Origin of the sequence: Streptomyces sp. NPDC047061, from assembly GCF_040643955.1 — a bacterium.
In the GTDB taxonomy this organism is placed as follows: domain Bacteria; phylum Actinomycetota; class Actinomycetes; order Streptomycetales; family Streptomycetaceae; genus Streptomyces.
Genome location: NZ_JBEYVI010000031.1, coordinates 35440 through 58959, shown reverse-complemented (window position 1 = coordinate 58959; position 23520 = coordinate 35440). Strand labels below are relative to the sequence as shown.

The following is a 23520-nucleotide window of genomic DNA, read 5'->3' as shown; positions in this document are numbered from 1 at the left end:
CCGGGCGGCACTCGGGCACGGGGCGCAGGTGCTGCTGGCGGGAACGAGCCTGCACGTCGGAAGCTCCGCCCTGGCGGACGTACCTGCGGTGGCGCACACGCTCACCGGGCTCCGGGACGTGCTCCTGGAACGGTGCGAGGTGCCCCGCACCTCGATCCGCACGGTGCTGGACGCCCCGAGTCCCGTGGACCTGGGCGATGCCCTGGCCGAGGTCACCGGTCAGGCGGCCGAGGACGGTGCCCTTCTGCTCTGCTTCGCCGGGCACGGCCTCAAGAACGCCTCCGGAGAGCTGTACCTGGCCACGAGTGCCAGTCTCGGCGACGCCGCCGCGGGCCCCGTCGACCACCGTGCCCTGCCCTACTCGATGGTCCGTTCCTACGTCAGCCGCAGCCGGGCCCGCACCAGGGTCGTCATTCTGGACTGCTGCTACTCCGGCCGTGCTGCCGGGCGGTTCGAAAACGCCACCGAGTTCGCGGGCCTCACCGAGATCGCAGGCAGTTACGTCCTCACCTCCGCCGGGCACAACACGCTGGCCGTGGCCTCCGACGAGGCCGGGCACACGGCGTTCCTCGGCGCGCTGATCGACTGGATACGCGAGGGTGAGCCCGGAGGCTCACAGGAACTGACCCTCGACGGCGCTTTCCGGCACCTCGCCGGGAAGCTGCCCGCCCTCGGCTGCCCCCGGCCTCAGCGCAGTGTGACCGGGCTGGCCGGCGACCTGGTCCTGGCCGCCAACCCGCTGTGGCGCCCGGCCCCCGCGACCCCGTCGACCAGCCCGCCACCGGCTCCCCGGGCGCCCGGGACCCGCTGCCCCTACCCGGGTCTTGCCGCGTTCACCGAGCGCGACATAGGAACCTTCTTCGGCCGTCAGTCCGTCGTCGCAGCGCTGCTGCGCCGGCTCGCCCTGCGCTGGGCCCAGCCCGCGGCTCTGGTGATGTACGGCGCCTCAGGGTGCGGCAAGACCTCGCTGCTGCGGGCCGGGCTGCTGCCCGCCGTGGCCCGCGGCGAGCTGGATCTGCCCGGATCGGCCGACTGGCCCCGGCTCGTGTTCACTCCGGCCACCGACCCGGTCCGGTCCGTTGCGACCGCGCTCGTCCCGCTGCTGGCCACCACCGGTCGACCGGCGGACGTGGACACCCTGACCGAGGATCTGGAACGGGATCCGGGGCGGCTGGCCGAACTGCTGGCGTGCGCGACCGATACCGATGGCAGGGTCCTGCTGGTGGCCGACCAGTTCGAGGAGGTCTTCACCCAGTGCACCGACGAGACGGCGCGCGACTGGCTGATCACCGCGCTCGATCACGCCGCCACCGGAAGCGGAGGTGCCCCGGCCGCCCTCGTCGTCCTGAGCGTCCGCGCCGACTTCAACGAGCGTTTCGCGGACTACCCGCTCCTCCGTGCCGCCATGTCCGCGTCGCCGTTCATCGTCGGCCCCATGACGGCCGATCAGATCACCGAAGCCATCAGGTGTCCCGCCGATGCGGAGGGACTCGCCCTGCAGCCGGGCCTGGTGGACCTGATGCTCGACGACCTCGAAGTGGGCCGCGCAGGCAACGAAGCGGGCCGGCTGCCCCTGCTCGCGCACGCCCTGCGCGCCACCTGGCACCAACGCGACAACGGCGTGCTCACCCTCGACGGCTACCAGAGCACCGGACGGATCACCGGAGCGCTCGGGGCGACCGCCGACCGCGCCCTCGCCGCGCTCGGGCCCCAGGCTGCCGATGACGCCCGACTGCTGCTGCTCCGGCTGGTGCGCATCGGCGACCACACCCGTGACACCCGCCGACACGTCCCCGAAGGCCAGCTCCTGGCCGAGCTCCCCGACCCCGGCCGCGCCCGCTCGATCCTCGACGCCTTCAGTGCGGAGGACACCCGCCTCGTCACCCGCGACGACGCCCAGGTCCAGATCACCCACGAAGCGCTGCTGGACGCCTGGCCCCGGTTACGTGCCTGGCTGGACGAGGACCGCGCCGGCGAACTGCTCCGCCAGCACCTAGTGGACGCCGCCCACCAGTGGGACCAGGCCGGACGACGCGCCACCGACCTGCATCGCGGCAGCCGACTGGAACTGGAACGCCAGTGGGCAGGCAACCCGGACCACCGACGCGCGCTCGACCCGGTCAGCCGCGCCTTTCTCGACGCCGGCACACACCAGGAGGAAGCCGAACGGCGCATTGCCCGACGGCGCGTTCGTGTCCTGGCCGCCGGATCCCTCGTTCTGGCCGGTCTCCTGGTGTTCGCCCTCATCCAGTGGCGCAGCGCCGTCCACGAACGCGGGATCACCGCACAGCAGCGGCGCACAGCCGTGGCCCGCAGCCTCGTCTCCCGCGCGGACGCGATCCGCGCCGGCACCCCGACCGAGGCCCTCCGCCTTGATCTCGCCGCCCAGCGCATCTGGCCCTCCGACGAGACACGTGCCGCGCTGTCCAGGGCCGTGGCCGGGTTCGGCGCCCAGCGAACCCTCGTCGGCCACGACGACGCCATCCGCAAGATCGCCCTCAGCCCCGATGGCACACTGCTGGCCTCCGGGGACAACGGCGGCGACATCCTGCTGTGGAACGTGGCCCGTCCCGAGCGCCCGGCCCGCCCGGCCGTCCTGCACGTCGGCAACGCCCGGATCAGCGGACTGTCGATCAGCCCGCACAGCCGGCTGCTGGCCGCCGTCGGCCCCGACGGCGCGGTCGACCTGTGGTCCCTCGCCCGCCCCGCCCACCCCACCCGGGTCGCCGTACTGCGGGGCCCCTTCGGGCCCGGCGGAGTCGTGACGTTCAGCCCGCGCCACGACGTCCTGGCCATCGACGGTGCTCGCGCCGACGGCAGCGGCACTGTGGAGCTCTGGGACGTGGCCCGCCCCACCGCCCCGCGCCGCCTGTCCTCCCTCACGGTCAGCCAACGCCAACAGGGCGTCTACACCGCGGCTTTCAGCCGGGACGGACGAACCCTCGCGGCCGGCAGCCGCGACGGTACCGTCACACTGTGGGGTGTCGCCGACCCGGCCCACCCCACCCGGACCGCCGGGTTCGACGCCCACAGCACCGTCACCTCGCTCGCGCTGAGCCCCGACGGCCGGCTGCTGGCCTCCGAGACCGGTGCGGCGACCAAGCCACAGTTATGGTCTCTGACCGCCGGGCACGAGCTTCGACCGGTGGCCTCCCTGCCCGGGCACACCCAGGTGTCCACCGGCCTCGCCTTCAGCCCCGACGGCCGTGTCCTGGGCGCGAGCGGGGCCGACCGGACCACCCTCCTGTGGGATGTCTCGAGCCCCTCGACACCGCGGCGACTGGCCACCCTCACCGGTCACGACCAGCCGGTCACCGACCTCGTGTTCACCCCCGACGGGCGATGGCTGTTCACCGGCTCCTACGACAGCACCCTGCGGATCTGGCCCTTGCCCGAGCGGTACGACCCACATGCCGAGACCACCCTCGTGGCCGGTCCGGCGAAGTCGACGACGGCCGAGGCCGTCGCACAGAGCCCGGACGGTCGCACACTCGCCGTCGGCGGCTACTCCGGGGATCTGACCCTGTGGACACGAAGCCACACGGGCTCGGCGCCGCAGCTGAGCGCGACCTGGCCGTCCGGGCAGCAGGGCGTCGTCTCGGCCGCGTTCAGCCCCGACGGACAGATCCTGGCCACAGCCGGGCTGGATGCCACCGCACGGCTGTGGCGCATGACCCCCACCGGAGCCCCACACCCGCTCGCTCGCGTCACGGGCCACACCGACTACGTCCAGGGCGTTGCGTTCAGCCCCGACGGCCGCACCCTTGCGACCGCCGGCCACGACCGCAGGCTCACGCTGTGGGACCTGACCCGGCCCGGCCGCCCCGCCCGGCTCACCTCCCTGTCGTTCTCCGCGGCCGTCGGGTTCGCCGAATTCAGCCCCGCCCGCCACACTCTGCTGATCGGTTCCGCCGACAGCAAATACCCCCTGACGGCTTGGGACGTCACCACTAGGAGTACTCCCCGGCTCCTGTCGCGGTTCTCCGGCTTCTCCGGAAGCGTGTTCTCCGTCGCCCTCGACCAGCGGGGCCGCACGGTGGCCGCGGCCTCCGGTGACGGGAACGTCCTGTTGTGGAACCTGTCCGATCCACGCCGCCCGCAGCACATCGCCACCGTCCAGGCCCACCACGGCATCGCCACCGCGGTCGCGCTGAGCCCGGACGGCCACCTGCTCTACAGCGGCGGCTACGAGGACGCCTCGGTCAAGGTGTGGAATCTCATGACCGCGGCCTCTCCGCAGCCGCTCACCACCCTCCCGGCCCACGGAAACGTGACCAGCATGGCCATGAGCGCCGACGGGCTCTCCATCGCCACCGGGACGGAATCCGGACAGGCCGACTGGTGGAGGACCGGTGACTTCGCCGACTATCTCCGTCAGCCCGCCCGCCTCGCCTGCGGGTTCGTAGGCCGCGGACTGACAAGCACGGAGTGGAAAGCCGCCACCGGTGGCCTCGCCCGTCAAGCCACCTGCCCGGCCCCGTCGTCCGCCTGAGCGAGCCGTCCCGTTGCATCGGCCGCGGCCCTGCCGCTGCGGACCCGTACCGCGGCCCTGCCGGTGCGTCGATGCTGCCCCGGCCGGTGTCGGAATCGGTGCGCATGATCGGTGGATTCCCGGGCACCCGAGGATCGAGCCACCCCGGGGCCCTCCCCCCGGCCCCGGGTGAGGCTTTCTCCGCCGGTGGCCCTTCCCCCGAGGGCCGCCGGCGGAGCCGTGCCCGGTGGCCGGGACCTGGCCTCGTTCATCGGGTAACGTCCGTGGACCGAGGCGGACACGAGGGACGAGGGGCAGGGCGAGATGGCAGGCCGAGCAGGCGAGGGCCCCCCGTACCCGGCAACCCCCGGCGAGGACTGGGCCCTGCGGCTCCTCGACCATCTGCGCCCCGGAGCCCGCGACCCGCGCCGGGTGCTCGCCTGGCTCGCCGACGCGGTGCAGGGCACCGTCTGCCTCCAGGGCGCCGACGGCAGGCTGCTCGCCGGAACCGCGATCCCCCTCGACTCCGGACTCGTCGCCGACGTGGTCGCCGGGCGGATCTCCGCCGCCGCGGTCCAGGACGGCGACCGCCACCTGCGGCTCGTCGCCGTCCGCGCCCGCGTGCCGCGTCCCGCGGCCGCCGGACTGCTCGCCGTGGCCCGCGCGACCCCCTTCGACCGGCGCTCCGCCGAGATCGTCACCCACACCGCCGGAGTCGTCGAACTCCTGCTGCGCGAGCGGGAGCTGACGGCCGCCGGGCACCGGCTCACGCGGGCCGCCGCCGACCTGCGCCTCGCCATCCTGCAGCTCCTGATGGTGGAGGACACGGTCTCCGCCCGGCGGGTGGCCGCCGGCCTGTGGCCCGGCCTGCTCGACACCGACAGTGCCTGCGTGTACATCGTCGAGGGAGACCCGGCGGAACGCGACGGCCTGGCCGAGCACTGCCTCGACATGACCCGCGGCCAGGCCCTCGTCGTGCGCTGCCCCGCCATGGACGGCCACGTCATCGTCCTCAGCCCCGCACCCGCGACCGCGGAGCGGCTGCGCTCCCTGGTCGACGGCCGCCCCGGCACCTTCCTCGGCGGCAGCGTCCGGCAGAACCTGGCCCAGACGGCCACCGCCTACGGCCAGGCCGTCAGCGCCCTCGCCGTCGCCCACTTCCGCCCCGACCAGGCCGCCGTCTACGCCGAACGCACCCACCCGGAACGGCTGATGGACCCCACCGCGCTGCACGCCTGGGCCACCGCGGTGCTGCGGCCGCTCGACACCCTGCCCCACCACACCCGCGCGGAACTCCTCGCCACCACCCGCCTCGGCCTGGAGTTCACCGCCGTCAGCGCGGCCAAGGTCCTCGGCGTCAGCCGCAACACCGTGCGCGCCCGCATGGACCGGGTCGAGGCGCTGCTCGGCGCCGACTTCTCCGACCTCACCGTGCGCGCCGCCGCCCATCTGGCCCTGAACACCCATGCGGCGCTGACGGAGGATCTGGCCGCCGCGGTGCCCGAGCCGTCCGGAGTCCGCCTGGACGGCCTGCTGACGAGTCCGGCGCTGCGGGCCTGGGCGCAGGACCTCCTGGACCGGCTGGTCCGGGACGGCCGTGACCTGCGCGGCACCCTGCGTGCCTGGATCGCCGCCGGCGGGAACGCCGAACGCGCCGCCCAGGACCTGGGCGTGCACGCCCAGACCGTCCGCGAACACGTCCGCACCGCCGAACCCGTCCTGGAACGCCAGCTGCTGGCCGCCGGCACCGACCTGTACGAGGTCGTCCTGGCCCATCTCGCTCTCGGGGACCTCACCGCACCCGTCCTGCTCCCGGCGAATCAGGGCCAACCGGACTCACCTGTGCACGGGTGAGTCCTCGGCGTCCCCGAACGGGCACCGGCGCGATACCCAACGGCCGGATCCGGACGTAAGTTCACATTGCGCGGGGGCACGACCGGAACGGGGGACCGGTCGCCGCCCCCGCGATCCCCGGCCGCCCCGTCGAGACTCCCGGTTCACATCTCCAGGCGTACCGGGATCTCCTGCCAGCCGAACGCGATGAACGACGGCACCTGCCGCAGCTCGTCCTCCCCGACCGCGAGCCGCAGCCCCGGGAACCGCTCGAACAGTGCGGGCAGCGCGGCGAGCGCCTCCGCCCGGGCGAGCGGCGCCCCGATGCAGCGGTGCACCCCGATCCCGAACGCCAGATGGTCGTCGGCACCGCGCGCGGCGTCGAAGGCGGCCGCGTCCGGCCCGTAGTGCGCCGGGTCCACGCCCGCCGCCGCGAACGTGGTGATGATCGCGTCCCCGGCCGGAATGGTGACGTCCCCGACCTTCAGATCGCTCACCGCGAACCGCAGCGGCAGCGAGGCGATCGACGGATGCACCCGCAGCGTCTCGTCGATCACCGCGTCCCAGCCGACCGTCCCGGACCGCACCGCCGCCAGCTGCGCCGGATCCGTCAGCAGCGCCACCGCGGCGTTGCCGATCAGGTTGACCGTGGTCTCGAAACCGGCGCCGATCACCAGCAGCAGCGTGTAGAGCAGTTCCTCGTCGCTGAGCCGGTCGCCGTCCTCGTCACGGACCCGGATCAGCTCCGTGGTCATGTCGTCGCCCGGGTTCTCCACCTTGTGCGCGATCAGCCCGCCGAGGACCGTGCCGATCCGCTCCTGCACGAACGCGGCGTGCTCGGGGGTCGGGTCGGAGGTGTCCATGATGGCCGCGATCAGCGCGCCGGTGTCGTCCCGCATCCCGTCGGGCACCCCGAACAGTTCGCAGATCATCCGCATGGGCAGCGGCTGCGCCAGTCCGGCCCGCAGGTCCACCACCGAACCGTCGGCCCCCGCGGCCGCCAGCCCGTCGAGCAGCTCCGCGGCGATCGCCGCGACCCGCGGCCGCATCGCCTCGGTCCGCCGGTGCGTGAAGCTCGGCGCCACCAGCTTGCGCAGCCGGGTGTGGTCGGGCCCGTACGCGGAGAGCATGTTGAACACCCCGATCCAGCTCACCACCCAGCCCCAGGAGGGGTGTTCGCCGATCTCGGGCCAGAGCCGCCAGTGCTTGCGCGGGTCCTTGCTGACCTGGGGGTCCAGGATGAGGTCCTTGAGGACGTCGTAGCCGGTGGGTGCCCAGGCGGGTATACCGCCGGGCAGTTCGACGGGCACGACGGGGCCGAGGGCGCGTAACCGTGCGCTCTCCGCCGGGATGTCGGAGCCGAACGGGTCGAGAGCGATGCGGTCGGTGACGGTCACGACGTCTCTCCAGGCAGGTCGGGGGAGCGGGGGCTGAACCGGACGGGCAGCGAGGTCAGCGAACGGTGGAACGGGCCGGGCCGCCAGCTGAGCCGGTCGCGGGGCACGACCGGGTCGAGGTCGGGCAGCCACAGGGTGAGCTGCTCGATCGCCTCGGTCGCGATGAGCAGCGCGTGGTGCCGGACCGGGCAGGCGTGCGGACCGGCACCCCAGGACAGGTGCGAGGCGTCCGCGGCACGCCGGCCGCCGGTGTCCTCGCGCTCCGCGAACAGCCCCACGGCGCCGAAGGAGACCACCACCGGGATCGCCGGCCGGACCCACGCCCCGTGGAAGGAGACCGGCCGACGCGCGTAGTAGATGCCGTAGTTGGCCAGCGGGGTCTCGTGGTGCAGCACCTCGACCACCGCGTCCATGACCGGGCGGGCGCCGCTGGTGAGCGTGGAGTAGTAGAGCGGGTTGCCGAGGATCCGGGAGAGCGCGTTGGAGACCAGGTTCGTGGTCGGCTCGTAGCCGGCGCCCAGGGTGAGGAACACCTGCCAGGTGACCTCCTCCGGGGTCAGCTGCGCGGGATGGTCCAGGAGCATGCTCGGCAGGTCCTCGCCGCGCTCCTCGACCTTGGCGGCGATCAGCCGCAGCACGTACTCGACGAAGTCCGCCTCGCCCTCGGCCGACTGCGCGCCGCCCTCCATCATCTTGAGGAGGCCCTCGTTGAGCCGGTCGCCCTGGCTGTCCGGCAGCCCGAACAGGTTGTTGAACACCAGGGCCATCAGCGGCCGGGTGAAGTCGGTGACGAGATCCGCCTCGCCCTGGGGCCCGAACCGGCCGACCAGCAGCCGGACCGCCCGGTGCACCAGCTGGCGCAGGTCGTGCGGCTCGATCAGGTCGAACACGTCGATGAGGGTGGCCCGGTAGCGGATGTGCGCGTCGGCGTCGGAGAACAGGGCGTTGGGCCGCCAGCGCATCATGCCGAGCAGCGGGGAGTCCTCGGGGACGGTCGCCTCCCAGCCCCGCGGGTCGTGCGAGAAGGTCTCGACGTCCCGCAGCACGTCGAGGGCGGCGCGCCGTTCCGTGACCACGTACGCGGGCGTGCCCGGCGCGAGCTCCGCCCAGCCCACCGGGCCCTGGGCGCGCAGCGCCGCGTAGTAGCCCTGCGGGTTGCGGGCGAAGCCGTCCTCCCACAGCCGTACCGGGCCGGAGACGGTGAAAGACTGCTGGGCGGTCATCGGGCCTCCGCCGGCCGGTCGTCGATCAGATGCTGGACGAGGGCGAGCAGCGCGTCCACCGAGGAGTGCGCGTCCCGGGCGTCACAGGTCACCATCGGGGTGCCCGGTGCCAGATCCAGGGCGGCGCGCAGCTGGTCGCCCGTGTAGTGGCTCGGCGCGTCGGGAAACGCGTTGAAGGCGACCGCGTACGGCAGTCCCGCCTCCTCCACCAGGCCCAGCACGTCGAAGGAGGCGTCGATCCGGCGGCTGTCGACCAGGACCAGGGCACCGAGCGCCCCGTAGGAGATGTCGTCCCACAGCGTCCGGAACCGGTCCTGCCCCGGCGTCCCGAACAGGTACAGCACGATCCCGCCGGACAGGCTGATCCGCCCGAAGTCGATGGCGACGGTCGTCGTCTCCTTCTCCCGCACCCCGTCGAGGTCGTCGACATGGACGGAGGCCTCGGTGAGATGCTCCTCGGTGTGCAGCGGGCGGATCTCCGACACCGAGTCGATCAGGGTCGTCTTGCCCACCCCGAACGGCCCGGTGACCAGGATCTTCACCAGGTCGCGGGCGCCGTCGGGGAGATGGGTGCCGCCCGCACGGGGCAGCTCACTGGTGCTTGAGGGCGCGGAGGCCATCGGCCACTCTCTTCAGCAGGTCGGGGTCGAACCGTTCGGCGGGCGGGATCGGCGCGCGGGCCTGGACCAGGTCCCGGTCGACGAGGTCGGCGGCCAGCACCCGCGCGGCGGAGAACGGCAGCCGCAGCAGCGCCGCCGCCTCCACCACCGTCAGCGCACCGCCGGACAGCAGCTCCAGCAGGGCCAGTTCGGCGGCGGGCAGACCGGCGGGCAGGGGGGTCCCGTCACGGGTGAGCACCGTCAGCCGTTCCAGGTGCGGACGGCTGGGCCGGGCCACACCGCCGGTCGACAGGTACGCGGGGACCAGGGGACGGCCGCCACGGCGGCCGGTCATGCCGGTGCGCCGCCGTCGGAGCCTCTGGGCGCGGCCGCCATCGCCTTCTCACCCAGCCGGGCCACCTGCGAGTGCACCCGGTGCGCCAGCAGGTCGAGCCGCACCTCCGGGTCACCGTAGGCGGCCACACAGGTGCCGTGGTCGGTGGGCACGATCAGCACGTACCCGTGGTCCGACTCGATGACCACCTGTCGCACCTCGGCCCGGTCCCGGTCCGCGAACGCGGCGGCCGCGGCCCGGCAGGCGCCCTGCACGGTACTGGTGATCGCGGCCACCCGCTCGGCGCTCGCCTGGGACAGGCCGTCGGTGTAGCCGGTCGCCAGGCCGTCCCGGGTGAGCAGGACGGCGGCCAGTACATGCGGCACCTGCAGGACGGGGTCCAGCACCCATGCCGTCTCGCCCGCATCACGGCTGCTCATCTGGCCGCTCCTCCTTCGTCGTCGGTCCGGTGGGGATCGGGCGTGCTCGCCCGCTTGGGGGCCCGCGCCGCCGCGGTGCCGTACTGCAGGGCTGCGAGCGCCGCGGCCGCCTCCTCGGGGCGGCGCGCGGCCTGCTGCGGTTCGGGCGCGCCGGGGGCAGCGGCACGGTGCCGACGGCGCCGCTGCGGCAGACCGCCCAGGTCACCCGGTTCCTCGTGGCCGGGGGCGGGGGCGCGTTCGTGCTCGGCAGCCGACCCGGCCGGTGGCGGTGTGGCGGGCATCGGGGACTCGGCCGGCGCGATCTCGGCCACGGCCGTTTCCGGCACGGCGGCCGCCTCGCGTACGGCCGCCTCGCGTACGGCGGTCTGAGGCAAGGGCGTCTCACGCACCCCCGTCTCGCGCACCGCCGTCTCACGCCCGGCCCGCTCACGCACCGCCTCCCTGCGCGCCGCGCGCTCCCGGGTCGAGCGGGGCGCGCTGACCGACGGCGGCCGTTCGCCCGGGTCGATGCGGCCGAGCAGGTGGGTGTCCACCCGCAGCACCGCGCGCACCCCGCCGTAGGGCGAGGGGGACGAGACGTCGACGTTCAGGTCGAACTGGCGGGTGAGCTGGCCGATCGCGGCCAGGCCCATCCGCGGCGGGTCGCCCAGGTCGGTCAGCAGGATCGGGTCGCTGCCCGCCACCAGCCGCTGGGCGCGGGCCCGTTCGTCCTGCGTCATGCCGAGACCCGCGTCGTCGACGGTGACGCACACCCCGTGGTGGACGTGCTCCAGATTGACCACGACGTCGGTGTCCGGCGCCGAGTGGCGCAGCGCGTTGTCGAGGAGCTCGGCGACGATGATGGCGACCGGCTCGACCGCGTGGGACACCAGGGCGGTGCCCGGCTCCAGATGGTTGTTGACCTCGACCCGGTGGTAGCCCGAGAGCCGGGCCTGGCCGCCGGTGACGGCGTCCACCACGTGGGACTCCTCGCGGGCCAGTCCCACCCAGGCCCCGCACACCACGGCCGCGACCTGCGCCCGCCGCAGCGACTGCTCGTTCTCGTGGTCCAGCGCGAACAGCGTCTGCGCCAACTCGGGATCGTCGTAGCGTTGTTGGAGCCCCCGCAGGGCGTCCTGCAGGCGGTACAGGGCGGCCTGGATCTCCCGGGTGGCGCCCCGCAGGCCGGCCTGCGCCGCCGCGTCGATCCGGTTGCGCTGCGCGGTCAGCTCCTCGCGCAGCGCGGTGAGCACGTACTCCAGCGCGATCCCCGTGGGGGTCCCGGGCGTGTGCTGCCGGGCCGGGCCCGGCACCCGCAGGTGCGGATGCGCGAGCTGGGCCGCGGCCGCGGGCATCCGGCGGGCCGCGAGATGCTCGACCTCGGTGATGAACGCACCCTCGGCGCCCTCCAGCTGGGCGCGCAGCTCCGTCACCTCGGCCCGCAGCGCCGCCTTCTGGCGCCGGGACCTGACCAGGCTGCCGCCGAGGGCGAGCGCGGAGAGCGTTCCGGCGGCGAGACCACCGGCCACCAGTTCCGGTAATTCGATCATGGAATCGGTTTCCAGGGGGAGTAGGGCAGCAGACGGCAGGGAGAGCCCGGGGCCCTCCCATGTGGCGCTCGCAGCACAGTACACACCGTCATTGACCGGCCCCGCACGGTGAATCGTTACATCACTTCGAATCCGCCCGGCGACTGTTCGCTTCTGTGTCAAGTGTCGGAAATGCCAGGCGGGGGCGGTGAGTTGGGTTTGTGTGCGGGCCGGTCGTCACCGCGTGGCGGAGGCCGGCACCGGCAGGTTGAAGACGTGGTCCGGGGAGACGACCCGGGTGATCGCCTGCCCGAACAGGGTGCTGGGCTCGATGTCGCCCTTGTAGCTGATGTCGGTGTTGAGGAGCACCACCACGGTCGTCCGGGCCGACGGCAGGTAGACGGTCAGGGACTCGTAGCCCGGCAGCGAGCCGTTGTGCCCGATCCAGCCCTGCACGTCGAAGATGCCGAGGCCGTACCCGGCGCCCTGGATGCCGGTCGACGGGGTGGTCAGCCGCTGCTTCTGGACGACGGGTCCGACCATCGTGGCGCCGTCGGGGAAGACGCCGGTGGCCACGGTGCGCGCCCAGGTGCGCAGGTCGTCCAGGTTCGAGATCATCGCGCCGGCGGCCCAGCCCCAGGACGGGTTCCAGCCGGCGGTCTCCTGGACCTTCCCGGTCGCCGTCTGGTTCGTGTAGCCCTGTGCGTGCGGGGCGGGGAACTCGTTCCCGGTCGGGAACAGGGTGTGGTTCATGCCCGCGGGCTTCAGGACGTGCTGTTCGAGGTAGTCGCCGAGCGGCTGTCCGCTCTCCTTCTCGACGAGCAGGCCGAGCAGGATCAGGTTGGTGTTGGAGTAGTAGAACTTCTCCCCGGGCTGGAACATCACCGGATGCCGGAAGGAGTAGGCGAGCAGCTGCTGCGGGGTGAAGGCGCGCTGCGGATCCGACGTCAGCGCCTTGAAGAAGCCCGGGTCCTCGGAGTAGTTGAACAGCCCGCTGCGCATCCCGGCCAGCTCCCGGAGCGTGATCCGGTCGCCGCCCGGCACGCCGTCGACGTACTTGCCGATGGGGTCGTCCAGGCCCACCCTGCCCTCGTCGACCAGCTGGAGCAGCGCGGTCACGGTGAACGTCTTGGTCTCGCTGCCGATCCGCATGTACAGGTCGGGTGACATCTGCTGCCCGGTGGCCTTGTTCGCGACCCCGAAGGAGCGAACGTAGTCGCTCTGGCCGGGCGTCCAGACGCCGACGGTCACGCCGGGCACGTCCGCCTCGCGCATGACGTGCTGGACGACCGCGTCGAGCTGGCGGGCCACGGCAGGGGTCATGCCACGGACGTCCGGACTGCCGGACGGCGACGGGGTGGGCGAGGGCGCGGCGAACGCGGCCGGTGCGGCGGCGAGCGCTCCGGCGGGTGCTCCGGCGAGGGGCACGGTGAGCGCCCCCAGTACGACGGCGATCGCGGCCGTCCGGCGCAGCATGGCGGACGTGTACGGCATGGGCTGACTCCAAGCACGTGAGAGCGAACGTGCGGTGGGGTCGGACGTCAGAACCCTGACTTCACAGGATACGAGCGAGGGCCCGACGCCGCCTGCCGACCACGGGCCGCCGGAATGCTTGTAGGACGGACGGCCGGGCCCGATCGGGGGGTGCGCTCACCCGACCCGGTGAGCGCGCCGTACGGCGCATACCACCACCGCGTCCCGGGCGTTGCACCGGCATGGACGGAACCCCTCGCACGCCCTGGCGCACGGTCCAGGAACCGCGCGCCCTCCGCTCCGGTGAGCCGATCTACGCCCAACTCGTCAGGGAATGGCGGGAGCAGGGCCGTACGGTGCCGGCCGAACCGGAGAGCCGCTGGGCCGCGGTCCTCATCCTGCTGCCCCGCCGCTGACCGCCGCCCGCGCTGCTCGACGGCCGCCCGTACTGCTCGACCGCCGCCCTCACTGCTCGTCGCACACCGGCCGCAGCACCGCCAGCGTGCCGTTGGCCTCCCGCAGCGCCAGCTCCAGCGTGACCGGCGAGTGCAGGGAGCCGCTGCCGTCGGGCGGCACCAGCCACTCCAGGAAACGCGCGGGCCGGTAGGGCGGCGGTACGGACACCCACGCGCCCTTGCTCGTGTACCGCAGTCCGGACCCGATCCAGCCGCCGTCGGGGTCGGGGGGCAGGAAGAACCCGACCCGGCCCGCCGCGGTGTCCACCAGGGTCGGCCCGGGCACCGGCAGGGACGGCCGCCACAGCAGGTCCAGCGTGAGCAGACCGAGCCGGTCGGGCACGCTCAGCACATCCCAGAAGCGGCCCGCCTCCAGCAGCGAGACGCCCTCACCGTGGTCCCATTCCCACTTGCACGCCCGGGGGTCCGCCGAGGCCGCCGCGAGCCATTCCACACCCTGCATCCACATCGTGTTCGTCATGCACTGCTCCGGGAGATATCCGCTCACCTGTTTCGGGTGCAGGGAACGACCGACACCGGGCAGTCGGCGCGTCCGCACGCCAACCCGGCATATGCATGCTGGTAGATATTTCTAACTGGCGGAAGGGGTGGCGAACCCTGGCGTTTGAGGGCGGATGTTCGAACACTGCGCATTGGTGCGGATGTTGCACAGAACGGAAGATCTTCCTCTGTTGACGAGCACGCTCGATTCCATCGTCACGGCAATCGATTCGAGCGTCATGCCTTGATGTGGGAGCGATATCAGTCGTACGCTCCCGTCGTTCCGTCGCCGCCGCATCCGACCAGGGGTACTCCATGGACCGCACCCGACTGCACGCCCTCCTGGCCCGGGAGAGCGCCGAGGCCGAACGGCGGAACCCCCGCTCCCGGGCGGCATATGCCGACGCCGGCCATCTCTTCGGCCGCGTCCCCATGACGTGGATGAACAAGACCGCCGGAGCCTTCCCCCGGTACCTGGCGACCGCCCGCGGCGCCCGGGTCACCGACGTCGACGGGCACACATACATCGACTTCTGCCTCGGCGACACCGGCGCGATGGCCGGTCACTCCCCGGCCCCCGTGACGGAGGCGGTGCAGCGCCGGTTCGCCGAGCTGGGCGGGGCCACCGCGATGCTGCCGACGGAGGACGCGGAATGGGTCGGCGCCGAGCTGACCCGCCGCTTCGGGCTCGCCCGCTGGAGCTTCTCGCTCACCGCGACGGACGCCAACCGGTGGGCGATCCGGCTCGCCCGCGCCGTCACCGGACGCCCGAAGATCCTGGTGAACAGCTACAGCTACCACGGCAGCGTCGACGAGTCCCTCATCGTCGTGGGCCCCGACGGCAAGGGCGCGCCCCGCCCCGGGAACGTCGGCGCGCCCTGCGACGTCACCCTGACCAGCCGGGTCGCCGAGTTCAACGACCTGGAGCAGCTGGAGCGCGAACTCGCCCACGGCGACGTGGCCGCCGTCCTCATGGAACCCGCCCTCACCAACATCGGCATCGTCCTGCCCGAGCCCGGCTACCTGGACGGCGTGCGTGCCCTCACCCGGCAGTACGGCACGCTGCTCGTCAACGACGAGACGCACACCTTCTCCGCGGGGCCCGGCGGCTGCACCGCCGCCTGGAACCTGGAACCCGACCTGCTGACCATCGGCAAGGCGATCGGCGGCGGCATCCCGGGCCGGCGCCTACGGCCTCTCCGCCGACCTCGCCGAGCGGCTCCTGGCCCGCGCCGACCTGGACCTGGTGGACATGGGCGGGGTCGGCGGCACCCTCGCCGGCAACGCGCTCTCGGTGGCGGCGACCCGGGCCACCCTGGAGCACGTGCTCACCGACGAGGCGTTCGACCACATGGACCGGCTCTCCGCCCGCTTCGAGACCGGCGTACGGTCCGCCGTCGAGGCGCACGGCCTGCCCTGGTCGGTCAGTCGCCTGGGCGCCCGCACCGAGTACCGCTTCGCCGCCCCGGCCCCGCGCACCGGCACCGCGTCCGAGGCCGCCGCCGACCCCGACCTCGAGGACTTCCTGCACCTCTACCTCGCCAACCGGGGCATCCTCCTCACCCCGTTCCACAACATGGCCCTGATGTGCCCCGACACCACCGAGCGGGACGTCGACACCCACACCGCGGTGTTCGGCGCCGCCCTGCTCGAACTGGCCGGCTGAGGCGACGGCGGGGGAGGGGACGTGGTGCACATGGACGACATCGACCGGGCCATCCTGCGCGAGCTCCAGGCCGACGGCCGGATCGCCTACGCCGACCTGGGCCCGAAGGTCGGCCTCTCCGCCTCGGCGGCCCGGCAGCGGCTGCAGCGCCTGCTGGACTCCCGGGCCGTGCAGGTCGTCGGCGTCACCGACCCGATGGCCATGGGCGGGCAGGCGATGGCCCTGCTCGGCATCGGTGTGGACGGCGACCCCCGTGCCGTGGCCGACGCGCTCGCCGGACACCCCGAGGTGGTGTACTCGGTGTTCACCTTCGGCGGCTTCGACCTGTTCGCCGAGGTCGTCACGCCCGGCCCGAAGGACCTCCTCGACTTCGTCAACGACGTGGTCCGGCCGATCGAGGGCGTACGCGAGGTCCGGCCCTTCCCGTACTTCGGCATCCACACCCACCGGTTCCTGTGGGAGGTGGGCTGAGAGCCCGGCGGTGCGGCGGGGCCGGACCTCAGTCGATGGCCGGCGTCAGGACGAGCATGGTGGCGTCGTCCCGCACCTCGTAGCGCCCGGCCAGGTCCGCCCACACCTGCTCGGTGAGCGCGACCGCGTCCACGCCCGCGAACCCGGCGAGCCGCTCCGGGAGCGGATAGAAGCCGCCGGCCCCGTCACGTGCCTCCCAGACCCCGTCGGAGGCGAGGAACAGCCGGTCGCGGCGGTCCAGCGCCACGGTGATCTCCTTGGCCGGGTCCACTCCCACCAGCCCCAGCCCGAGCGGGGCCCCCGGTGCGACGGCCACCTCCTGGGCCCGCCCGTCCCGCAGCAGCACCGGCGCCGGATGACCGCAGGCCACGATCCGCACCGACCGCAGATCGGCGGAGAACTCCAGCAGCAGGGCCGTCGCGAACAGCTCGGCGTGCGGGACGTCGGCCGAGTCCACCGCCAGTCTGCGGTCCATCCGTGTCGCCACCGACTCCAGGTCCGGAAGGTCGAGCACCGCCTCCCGGAACGCGCCGAGCAGCGACACCACCGTGGCGACGGCGGCCAGACCGTGCCCCCGTACGTCCCCCATCACCGCCCGGACGCCGTACGGGCCGTCACGCACGTCGAAGAAGTCCCCGCCGACCAGCGTGCCGTGCTGTGCGGCCCGGTACAGCCCCACGCACCCCACCGCGCCGACCCGCTCCGGCAGCGGCGGCAGCACCGCCCGCTGCACCGCCTCGCCCACCGCCCGCTCGGTGAGCAGCTGGGCGTCCCGGTGACTGCGCACGTAGGACACGAAAACGCTCAGTAGCGCCACGAAGGTGACCGTGAGGAGGTCGGTGTCGCCGGGGTGGTTCAGATGGGTGGCGGGCACGTTGAGCAGGAGCACCACCAGGCAGCTCAGCACGGCCGTCGCCAGCGGGCCGTAGGAGAGCACGGCCAGCGGCGGGATGGCCCCGAGGAGGAAGCCGAAGTCGTGTCCGTCGGGGCTGGTCAGCGTCGCCGCCGTCACCACCGCGAGCAGGGCGACGGGCAGCACCCGCACCCAGCGTGGCGGCGGCGCACCCTGCAACCAGCCACGACCGTCCCGGTGGCCGCGCGACGACCAGCCGCGCACCGAAGTCACATCCCTAAGCTACGCCCGTGACCGGTCACGGGACCCGCTCCGATCTTGAAAAGCCGCCTGCGGAAAACCCGTGGACGCGTCCGGGCCGGTCCCCTAACGTATGAGCGCACGCCCGAGACCGGACGGAAGGAGGCGAGTGCGATGTACATCACACCCATTCCGCGCTCCCTCCCCGTTTCCCGGGCGTGACAGGTCAGAGCTGACCCGGGAGCGCTCTCGCAGCACCTATCCCGGAGGAATCCGTGACCGATCCGGTCATCCGCACGCTCGACGACAGCACCGCCCATCTCTTCGACACCCTGCCCGACCCGCTGCGCCTACGGGAGAAGCACCGGCGCACCCTGTTCCGCCCCGACTGGCAGCGCGTCGCCCTGCGCGACGGGCGCGTGGTCGCCCGGGCCGCCTGGTGGGGCGCCCCCGACGCCACCGAGCCGCTCCTGATCAACTGGTTCGACGTGGCCGAGGGCGAGGAGGAGGCCGGCGCGGAGCTGCTGCGTAGCGCGCCCTGGCAGGTCGAGGGACTGGAACTCGACCTCCCCGCGGGCTGGCACGACGACCCCGCCCTGCGCACCGCCGCCGAGGCGCGCTTCACCGCCGCCCGCAAGGCGGGCTTCGAACTCCTGGTGGAGCGTTACAACTACCGCTGGACGCCCGAGTGCGGCCTGCCCGAACGGCCGGGCCGCCTCGTCTTCACCCCGGAACCCGACGACCGGGTGTTCTTCGACGCCCTGCGCCGCATCCACTCCGTCACCCTGGACGCCCACGCCCGCCGCGCCATCGAACAGGGCGGAGTGGACCAGGCGGCCCAGGAGGAGATGGACTTCTTCCACTGGATGCCCTCGCCCCGCGAGTGGTGGCAGATCGCCCGCACCCCCGACGGCGAGCCGGTCGGCATCCACATCCCCGGGCGCAACCCGGACGGGCCCTGCGTCGGGTTCATCGGCGTCCTGCCCGAACAGCGCGGGCACGGGTACGCCTACGACCTGCTCGTGGAGTGCACGCACTTTCTCGTCGAGCACGGCGCCGAGTTCGCCGCCGCGGCCACCGACCAGGGCAACACCCCCATGGCCGCGCACTTCGCCCGGGTCGGATACCCCGTCGTCCGGGAGCGGGTGAGCTTCTGGGCGGCGGCCGCTGTCAGTGCCGGGTGACATGCTGACGGCAGGGTGACCGACAGCTGACGGGAGGGGCCGGCATGGGGTTCGAGGGTGAGGTCTGGCAGGTGCGGGGCGGGCAGGAGCCGGTCGGTGAGATCGCCATCGACGAGGCCGACTTCCCCTGGCTGCACGGCACCTTCACCCCCGGCCCCGGCTTCGCCGGCGTCCAGGACCTCTTCGCCCGCGAGCTGGTACTGGCCGACGACGAGGACTGGGAGGCCTGGGAGGAGGTCCACGACGAGATCCACCGCCAGGTCTCCCTGATCTCACCAGACGGCCCGGTCCCCGAGTTCCTGCTGCACATCGAGGGGGACCGGGCCTGGTTCAGATGGAGCGACGAGCCGTTCGCCAAGGAGTAGCGCCGGCCTGCCGGTGGAGCGCCTAGCCGATGTCCTTGCCCAGCAGCGTCTCCGCCTCCGCGAGGATCTCGGTCACCCGCAGGCCGAAGGCCGCGTCGCACGGGTGCGCCCGGCCTGTGCGCGCGGCGGTGACCAGGGCGTCGGTCGCCCGGGTCAGGGCCGGGACCGCTCCTTCCGCACTCCTCGGAAGGAGCGTGACCCCCGCCTCGCCCCGCAGCTCCACGTCGGCCCCGGCCGCCGCCGGGGGCGCGGTGAGGCTCAAGGTCACCGTGCTCGACGCGCCGTCGGCGTGGTCGAGGACGAGATGAACGGTGTCCGCGGGGCCGTGCACGGCGGCCGCCACCCGCCGTACGTCGCCCAGGACCGGCAGCAGCACGGACAGGGCGTGCGGACCCACGTCCCACAGCGCGCCCTTCTCCCGTCGCCACGGCGAGTCGGCGAACGGGTTCTCACCGGTGAACAGCGACCCCAGCCAGTGCGCCCGGGCCGTGAACCACCCTCCCGTGGCGGCCTGTTCACCGATCCAGGCCTCCGGCTCCGGCTGGAACCGGGTGGTGAAGAACACCACGGAGGCGACCCGGGCCCGCTCCGCCGCCTCCACCACCGCCCGCCCCTCGGCGACGCCGATCGCGAGCGGCTTGTCCAGCAGCAGATGCCGGCCCGCCTCCGCGGCCCGCACCGCCAGCTCCGCCTGGACGACCGGCGGCAGCGCCACGGCCACCGCGTCCACATCGCCGAGCAGCGTGTCCACGTCCTCGTACGCCCGGACGCCGTACTCCCCGGCGAGTTCCGCGGCGGCCTCGGGGCGGCGGCCCCACACCCCGGCGAAGTCCAGCGAACCGTGCCCCGCCAGCGCGGGGGCGTATGCCGCCCGCGCCCACGGCCCGGTGCCCAGCAGTGCGATGCGCATCTCCCGTTCCTTTCTCCGTACCCGGCTCCACGTCGTCGCCCAGCCCGTCAAGGCGTCGTGCTCCGCCCGCCGTTGACGTACGACCGGCACCGGTCGGTGCCGTGCGCCAGCCAGTCGGCGATGGTCTCGGCGATCGGCTGACCGGTGTCCATCTCGACGAACCCGAACTGGCCCGACTGGTTGCACTCCAGGAACCACCAGATGCCGTCGGCGTCCTCCGCGAAGTCGAAGGCACCGTAGGCCAGCTCGGCGTCCTTCATATACGTGCGGACGGCCTCGGCGACTCGCGGGGGTACCTCCGCCTCCCGCCAGGGGGAGTCGGACGGCGCGAACCGGACGTCCACGTCGTCGGGGTGGGCGTCCGGGCTCACCGGCTTGCGGGCGGCCAGCAGCCGCTCGCCGACCACCGTCAGCCGGATGTCGGCGCGCTTGGTGACGCGCCGCTGCAACAGCGTCGGACCGAACGCCACCGCCGCGAAGTCGGCGTCCGGCGCCACCCGGCTGGTCGGCACCGCCCGCGGCGGCTCCTGCGGATGCGCGCCCGACACCGGCTTGACCACGAGGTCCGGGAACCGCTCCGCGAACTCCCGGGCCGCCTGCGGAAACGTGGTGATCAGCGTCGCGGGCACGGCGAGCCCGCTGCGCTGCGCCAGCCGCAGCTGCCACGGCTTGTGGCGGGCCCGGCCGGCCGCGTCCGGATGGTTCATCCAGCGCGCGTCGGTCCCGCGCAGCATGCCGTACAGCGCCTGTGCGGACTCCTCGGTCAGCCAGTGCGACGGCTGGGCGGCCCGGGCGGCCGCCGCCCCCGGCCTGCGTACCCAGATGGAGCGCAGGCCGTTCATGCTCACCAGGCGCCCGTTCACGGACAGATGTCCGCGGCTGACGCCCTGCACATACTCGCCCGACAGGGCCACACCGCTGGTCAGATCGGCAGGATCGAGACGGACGACGGGCACTCCGGCCTCGTGCAGCCGGAGGACCACCATGTCCGCCGTCACGTCCTCGTCACTGGTCAGGATGAGCACGGTCATCGTGAGGGTCCGCGATCAGTCGTCGAAGTGCGTCTTGGAGCCCGCGGTGGAGGTCGTGGTCCCCAGGGCTCTGAGCGTTGCGTGATCGGTGGCTGCGATCCGGCCATCGTGGAGAACGTTCAACTGCAGTCCGGAGTCATACGCGTACGGAGTGGTGACGTCCAACTGCACTGCGGGGCGTGCGTAGTTGAGCGCGAACGGTTGCATGGTCTCTCCCTGTTTCGTTCTTCCATGCACTTATACGATTCGAACGCGTGGTTGGTTTCCTTACTCTGCGTAATCTCAGCCCGAATTAAGAGCTTGTTAAGGGAGAGGCGGCGAATCGCTCCTGCACGTGGCCGATTTCACATTCCCGCCGGGCACATGACGGTGTCACATGTCCGCGAAATTCCGGGATGTCGCCAAAGCCTGTTCGGCGTAGCTCCGTCCGAAGAGCACGGCATGCACCAGCAGCGGGAACAGCTGGTGCAACCCGATCCGCTCCGCCCAGCCGTCGGCCAGTGGAGCCGCCTCCCGATAGCCCTCCACAATCCGGTCCAGATACGGGCAGCCGAACAGCCGGAGCATCGCGAGGTCGGTCTCGCGGTGCCCGCCGTGCGCGGCCGGGTCGATCAGCCGGACCCTGCCGTCGGCACCCCACAGGACATTCCCGTTCCACAGGTCGCCGTGCAGCCGGGCGGGCGGCTCGGGCGGCCCCGCGAGCTCCGGCAGCCGCTCGCAGACCCGCTCGATCACGGCGGCCTCGCCCGGCCGCAGGGTCCCCCGGTCGACCGCCGCCCGCAGATACGGCAGCACCCGGTGCTCGGCGTACCAGCGCGGCCACTCGGTGCCGGGCTCGTTGCGCATCGGGGCGAGCCCGATCCAGGCGTCGCGCGGACCGTCCGGCGGCGCCGCCCCGAAGGCCGGGGCGCCCGAGGCGTGCAGGGCGGCCAGGGCGCGGCCGAAACGCGTCGCCGCCTCGGCGCCCGGACTCCCGGTGGGGACCAGCTCCGTCACCATCCACCGCTCGTCGTGACCGAGCACCTCCGGCACCGGCACCGCGCGGGCGGCGGCCAGCCAGCGCAGCCCGGCCACCTCGGCCCGTACCGCCCCGGGACCGGCGCCGCGCTTGACCACGGCAGCGGGACCGCCCTCGAACGTCACCTCCCACAGGCCGCCCGACCGCGCCCGCTCGGCAGCGACCCGCCGGCCGGTGAGCCGGACGGCCGCTGCGCCCGGCCCCTCACCGCAGTCGGCCACGGCCACCGGCGTACGGGCCGTCCTCGATCGCCCGGCCTGTGGCGGCCGGGATCCCGGAAGTTGTGCACATACGGTTCACTGCGGTGATACCTCCCCTGCGGTAGTCATCGGGCCGTAGCGAAGAATCCCATCCTCCCCGCCCGCAAGCAGCTGAATTTCCATGGAGCCTCCATCGGCGCCTCGGCGGGTTCCGGCCAACATCCGGCAGCGACTACCCCCGTCGACCCGGCGCGGCCAGCTTGAGCCTCGCCGCAGCGCCACAACCAGGGCACAAGGCCCGGCCGGGACGCGTGCAGCGGAGGGTATCCCCCTTGACCACGGCATCCGTGCTGATGGCCGCCGCCTTCGAGATCCGGCCCCACACCTCCCACTGCCGCGTCATCCACGACGAGGGCGCGCACGTGGTGATCGGCGTGTCGGTGGGCAACGGCTACTTCTCCGCCCGGCGCCTGCACGGCCTCGCCCGGTGGGGGCTGGAGCACTTCGACAGGGTCGACTTCGTCTACACCGACCTGTACGTGGCCGAGATGTACGAGGCCTTCGGCTCTCCGCCCGGCGAGGCCCGGCGCAAAGCGGTGAAGAGCGTGCGCGGGGTGCGCGCCAAGGTCCGCAACGCGGCCGCGGAGGCCGATCCGGGGGCGCACGGCTGCGCCGGCAGCCGGTGTCCCACTTCCGGGCCAACGCCGCGTACCAGGAGGTACGCCGGCGGCCGCAGCGGCAGCTGGGCGAGGACGACGACTTCCGCGCCGTCTGCGACGACCTGGTCGGCCGCTTTCTCGCCACCCGCGGGGAGACGGCCGACGCGCGGCAGCGCGCGGTCCTCCTGGAGTACGTCTGCGCGGAGCTCCCGCTCCTCCTCGAAACCCCCGCCATCCTCCGTGTCCCGTCCTCCCTCGTCTGCTACCACCAGCGGCTGCCGATGGCCGAGTTGCTGTACGGCCGCGGCGCCGGCCCGCGCGCCTCCCGCAACCAGGGACTGCGACCGGCTCCACCCTTCGGCTTCGATCCGACCCACCCTGCCGCTCGCCGCTCGCCGCTCGCCGCTCGCCGCTCGCCGCCCGGGCCCCGGGCCCCGGGCCCCGGGGTCGGGGGCCGGGGGTGCCGCCACGACTCGTGGTGGCCGTATCCGGACGGGCCATGTGTACCCGTACCGTGCCCCGTCGGATGGGTCGTCGCGCGTCCATCCCCGCGGCTCCCGCTCTGCGGCCCGCGGCCGCCATGCTCCCGGCGTACACAGCGAATTCCCAGTAACTCCCTTGTTACGCAAGCATTGACGCGCCTCACGCGTCCCTCTAGTTTCTGATCGGTTTTCCGAACCGTGTCCGAA

Annotated in this window: 20 protein-coding genes and 2 pseudogenes; 9 read left to right on the top strand and 13 right to left on the bottom strand. The window is 73.1% G+C overall.

Annotated elements, in window-relative coordinates:
* The first annotated feature begins 28 nt into the window (after window positions 1-28).
* Window positions 29-4492 (top strand): hypothetical protein, encoded by a 4464-nt coding sequence (locus ABZ887_RS34840; protein WP_361298440.1) that lies wholly within the window; start codon window positions 29-31, stop codon window positions 4490-4492.
* Between the two features lie 303 nt (window positions 4493-4795).
* Window positions 4796-6325, top strand: coding sequence for a helix-turn-helix domain-containing protein (locus ABZ887_RS34835; RefSeq protein WP_361298437.1), 1530 nt, complete (start codon window positions 4796-4798; stop codon window positions 6323-6325).
* Window positions 6326-6468: 143 nt separating this feature from the next.
* On the opposite strand, the gene ABZ887_RS34830 is transcribed toward ABZ887_RS34835, so the two are convergent.
* The 7 genes from ABZ887_RS34830 to ABZ887_RS34800 form a co-directional block, all read right to left on the bottom strand.
* Complete coding sequence (locus tag ABZ887_RS34830; RefSeq protein WP_361298434.1) at window positions 6469-7701, bottom strand: cytochrome P450; 1233 nt, start codon at window positions 7699-7701, stop codon at window positions 6469-6471.
* A complete protein-coding gene (locus ABZ887_RS34825; protein ID WP_361298431.1) occupies window positions 7698-8924 on the bottom strand; it encodes a cytochrome P450 in 1227 nt (408 codons plus the stop codon). Before ABZ887_RS34825 ends, ABZ887_RS34830 begins: the two co-directional genes overlap by 4 nt.
* Complete coding sequence (locus ABZ887_RS34820; protein ID WP_361298428.1) at window positions 8921-9544, bottom strand: ATP/GTP-binding protein; 624 nt, start codon at window positions 9542-9544, stop codon at window positions 8921-8923. Before ABZ887_RS34820 ends, ABZ887_RS34825 begins: the two co-directional genes overlap by 4 nt.
* On the bottom strand, window positions 9516-9878 hold the full coding sequence (locus ABZ887_RS34815; protein ID WP_361298425.1) for a DUF742 domain-containing protein: 363 nt from the start codon (window positions 9876-9878) through the stop codon (window positions 9516-9518). Before ABZ887_RS34815 ends, ABZ887_RS34820 begins: the two co-directional genes overlap by 29 nt.
* Window positions 9875-10297: a roadblock/LC7 domain-containing protein gene (locus ABZ887_RS34810; RefSeq protein WP_217548432.1), complete on the bottom strand. Its 423-nt coding sequence runs from the start codon at window positions 10295-10297 to the stop codon at window positions 9875-9877. The genes ABZ887_RS34815 and ABZ887_RS34810 overlap by 4 nt, the downstream gene beginning before the upstream one ends.
* The gene (locus tag ABZ887_RS34805; protein WP_361298422.1) at window positions 10294-11826 is read right to left on the bottom strand and encodes an ATP-binding protein; all 1533 of its coding nucleotides are present in this window, start codon (window positions 11824-11826) and stop codon (window positions 10294-10296) included. The genes ABZ887_RS34810 and ABZ887_RS34805 overlap by 4 nt, the downstream gene beginning before the upstream one ends.
* 216 nt (window positions 11827-12042) lie before the next feature.
* Window positions 12043-13299: a serine hydrolase domain-containing protein gene (locus tag ABZ887_RS34800; protein WP_361298419.1), complete on the bottom strand. Its 1257-nt coding sequence runs from the start codon at window positions 13297-13299 to the stop codon at window positions 12043-12045.
* Window positions 13300-13520: 221 nt separating this feature from the next.
* Here ABZ887_RS34800 and ABZ887_RS34795 point away from each other — a divergent pair, with 221 nt between their 5' ends.
* The gene (locus ABZ887_RS34795; protein WP_361298416.1) at window positions 13521-13694 is read left to right on the top strand and encodes a hypothetical protein; all 174 of its coding nucleotides are present in this window, start codon (window positions 13521-13523) and stop codon (window positions 13692-13694) included.
* A gap of 49 nt (window positions 13695-13743) precedes the next feature.
* Here ABZ887_RS34795 and ABZ887_RS34790 read toward each other — a convergent pair whose 3' ends face one another.
* Window positions 13744-14214, bottom strand: coding sequence for a hypothetical protein (locus tag ABZ887_RS34790; RefSeq protein ID WP_361298413.1), 471 nt, complete (start codon window positions 14212-14214; stop codon window positions 13744-13746).
* Between the two features lie 335 nt (window positions 14215-14549).
* Between ABZ887_RS34790 and ABZ887_RS34785 the strand changes: the two are divergent.
* The 3 genes and pseudogenes from ABZ887_RS34785 to ABZ887_RS34775 all read left to right on the top strand — a co-directional run.
* Window positions 14550-15356, top strand: a pseudogene (locus ABZ887_RS34785) (aminotransferase class III-fold pyridoxal phosphate-dependent enzyme); the annotation flags it as partial.
* 124 nt (window positions 15357-15480) lie between these two features.
* A complete protein-coding gene (locus ABZ887_RS34780) occupies window positions 15481-15900 on the top strand; it encodes a hypothetical protein (protein WP_361298410.1) in 420 nt (139 codons plus the stop codon).
* Window positions 15901-15930: 30 nt separating this feature from the next.
* The gene (locus ABZ887_RS34775) at window positions 15931-16371 is read left to right on the top strand and encodes an Lrp/AsnC family transcriptional regulator (RefSeq protein WP_361298681.1); all 441 of its coding nucleotides are present in this window, start codon (window positions 15931-15933) and stop codon (window positions 16369-16371) included.
* Window positions 16372-16399: 28 nt separating this feature from the next.
* Here ABZ887_RS34775 and ABZ887_RS34770 read toward each other — a convergent pair whose 3' ends face one another.
* Window positions 16400-17497, bottom strand: a complete 1098-nt coding sequence (locus tag ABZ887_RS34770) for a PP2C family protein-serine/threonine phosphatase (RefSeq protein ID WP_361298407.1) — start codon at window positions 17495-17497, stop codon at window positions 16400-16402.
* Window positions 17498-17739: 242 nt separating this feature from the next.
* Here ABZ887_RS34770 and ABZ887_RS34765 point away from each other — a divergent pair, with 242 nt between their 5' ends.
* Both ABZ887_RS34765 and ABZ887_RS34760 read left to right on the top strand, forming a co-directional pair.
* The gene (locus ABZ887_RS34765; RefSeq protein WP_361298404.1) at window positions 17740-18648 is read left to right on the top strand and encodes a GNAT family N-acetyltransferase; all 909 of its coding nucleotides are present in this window, start codon (window positions 17740-17742) and stop codon (window positions 18646-18648) included.
* A 44-nt stretch (window positions 18649-18692) separates the two neighbouring features.
* Window positions 18693-19013 (top strand): hypothetical protein, encoded by a 321-nt coding sequence (locus ABZ887_RS34760; RefSeq protein ID WP_361298401.1) that lies wholly within the window; start codon window positions 18693-18695, stop codon window positions 19011-19013.
* 22 nt (window positions 19014-19035) lie between these two features.
* Here ABZ887_RS34760 and ABZ887_RS34755 read toward each other — a convergent pair whose 3' ends face one another.
* The 4 genes from ABZ887_RS34755 to ABZ887_RS34740 all read right to left on the bottom strand — a co-directional run bounded on the left by ABZ887_RS34755 (window position 19036) and on the right by ABZ887_RS34740 (window position 22193).
* Complete coding sequence (locus tag ABZ887_RS34755; protein WP_361298398.1) at window positions 19036-19923, bottom strand: Gfo/Idh/MocA family oxidoreductase; 888 nt, start codon at window positions 19921-19923, stop codon at window positions 19036-19038.
* 47 nt (window positions 19924-19970) lie between these two features.
* Complete coding sequence (gene tgmB, locus ABZ887_RS34750) at window positions 19971-20954, bottom strand: ATP-grasp ribosomal peptide maturase (RefSeq protein WP_361298395.1); 984 nt, start codon at window positions 20952-20954, stop codon at window positions 19971-19973.
* A 15-nt stretch (window positions 20955-20969) separates the two neighbouring features.
* On the bottom strand, window positions 20970-21161 hold the full coding sequence (gene tgmA / locus ABZ887_RS34745) for a putative ATP-grasp-modified RiPP (protein WP_089102565.1): 192 nt from the start codon (window positions 21159-21161) through the stop codon (window positions 20970-20972).
* 165 nt (window positions 21162-21326) lie between these two features.
* Window positions 21327-22193 carry a fructosamine kinase family protein gene (locus tag ABZ887_RS34740; protein WP_361298392.1) on the bottom strand — a complete coding sequence of 289 codons (867 nt, stop codon included), beginning with the start codon at window positions 22191-22193 and terminating at the stop codon, window positions 21327-21329.
* A gap of 332 nt (window positions 22194-22525) precedes the next feature.
* On the opposite strand from ABZ887_RS34740, the pseudogene ABZ887_RS34735 reads away from it, so the two are divergent.
* Window positions 22526-23496, top strand: a pseudogene (locus tag ABZ887_RS34735) (tRNA-dependent cyclodipeptide synthase).
* Window positions 23497-23520 lie beyond the last annotated feature (24 nt).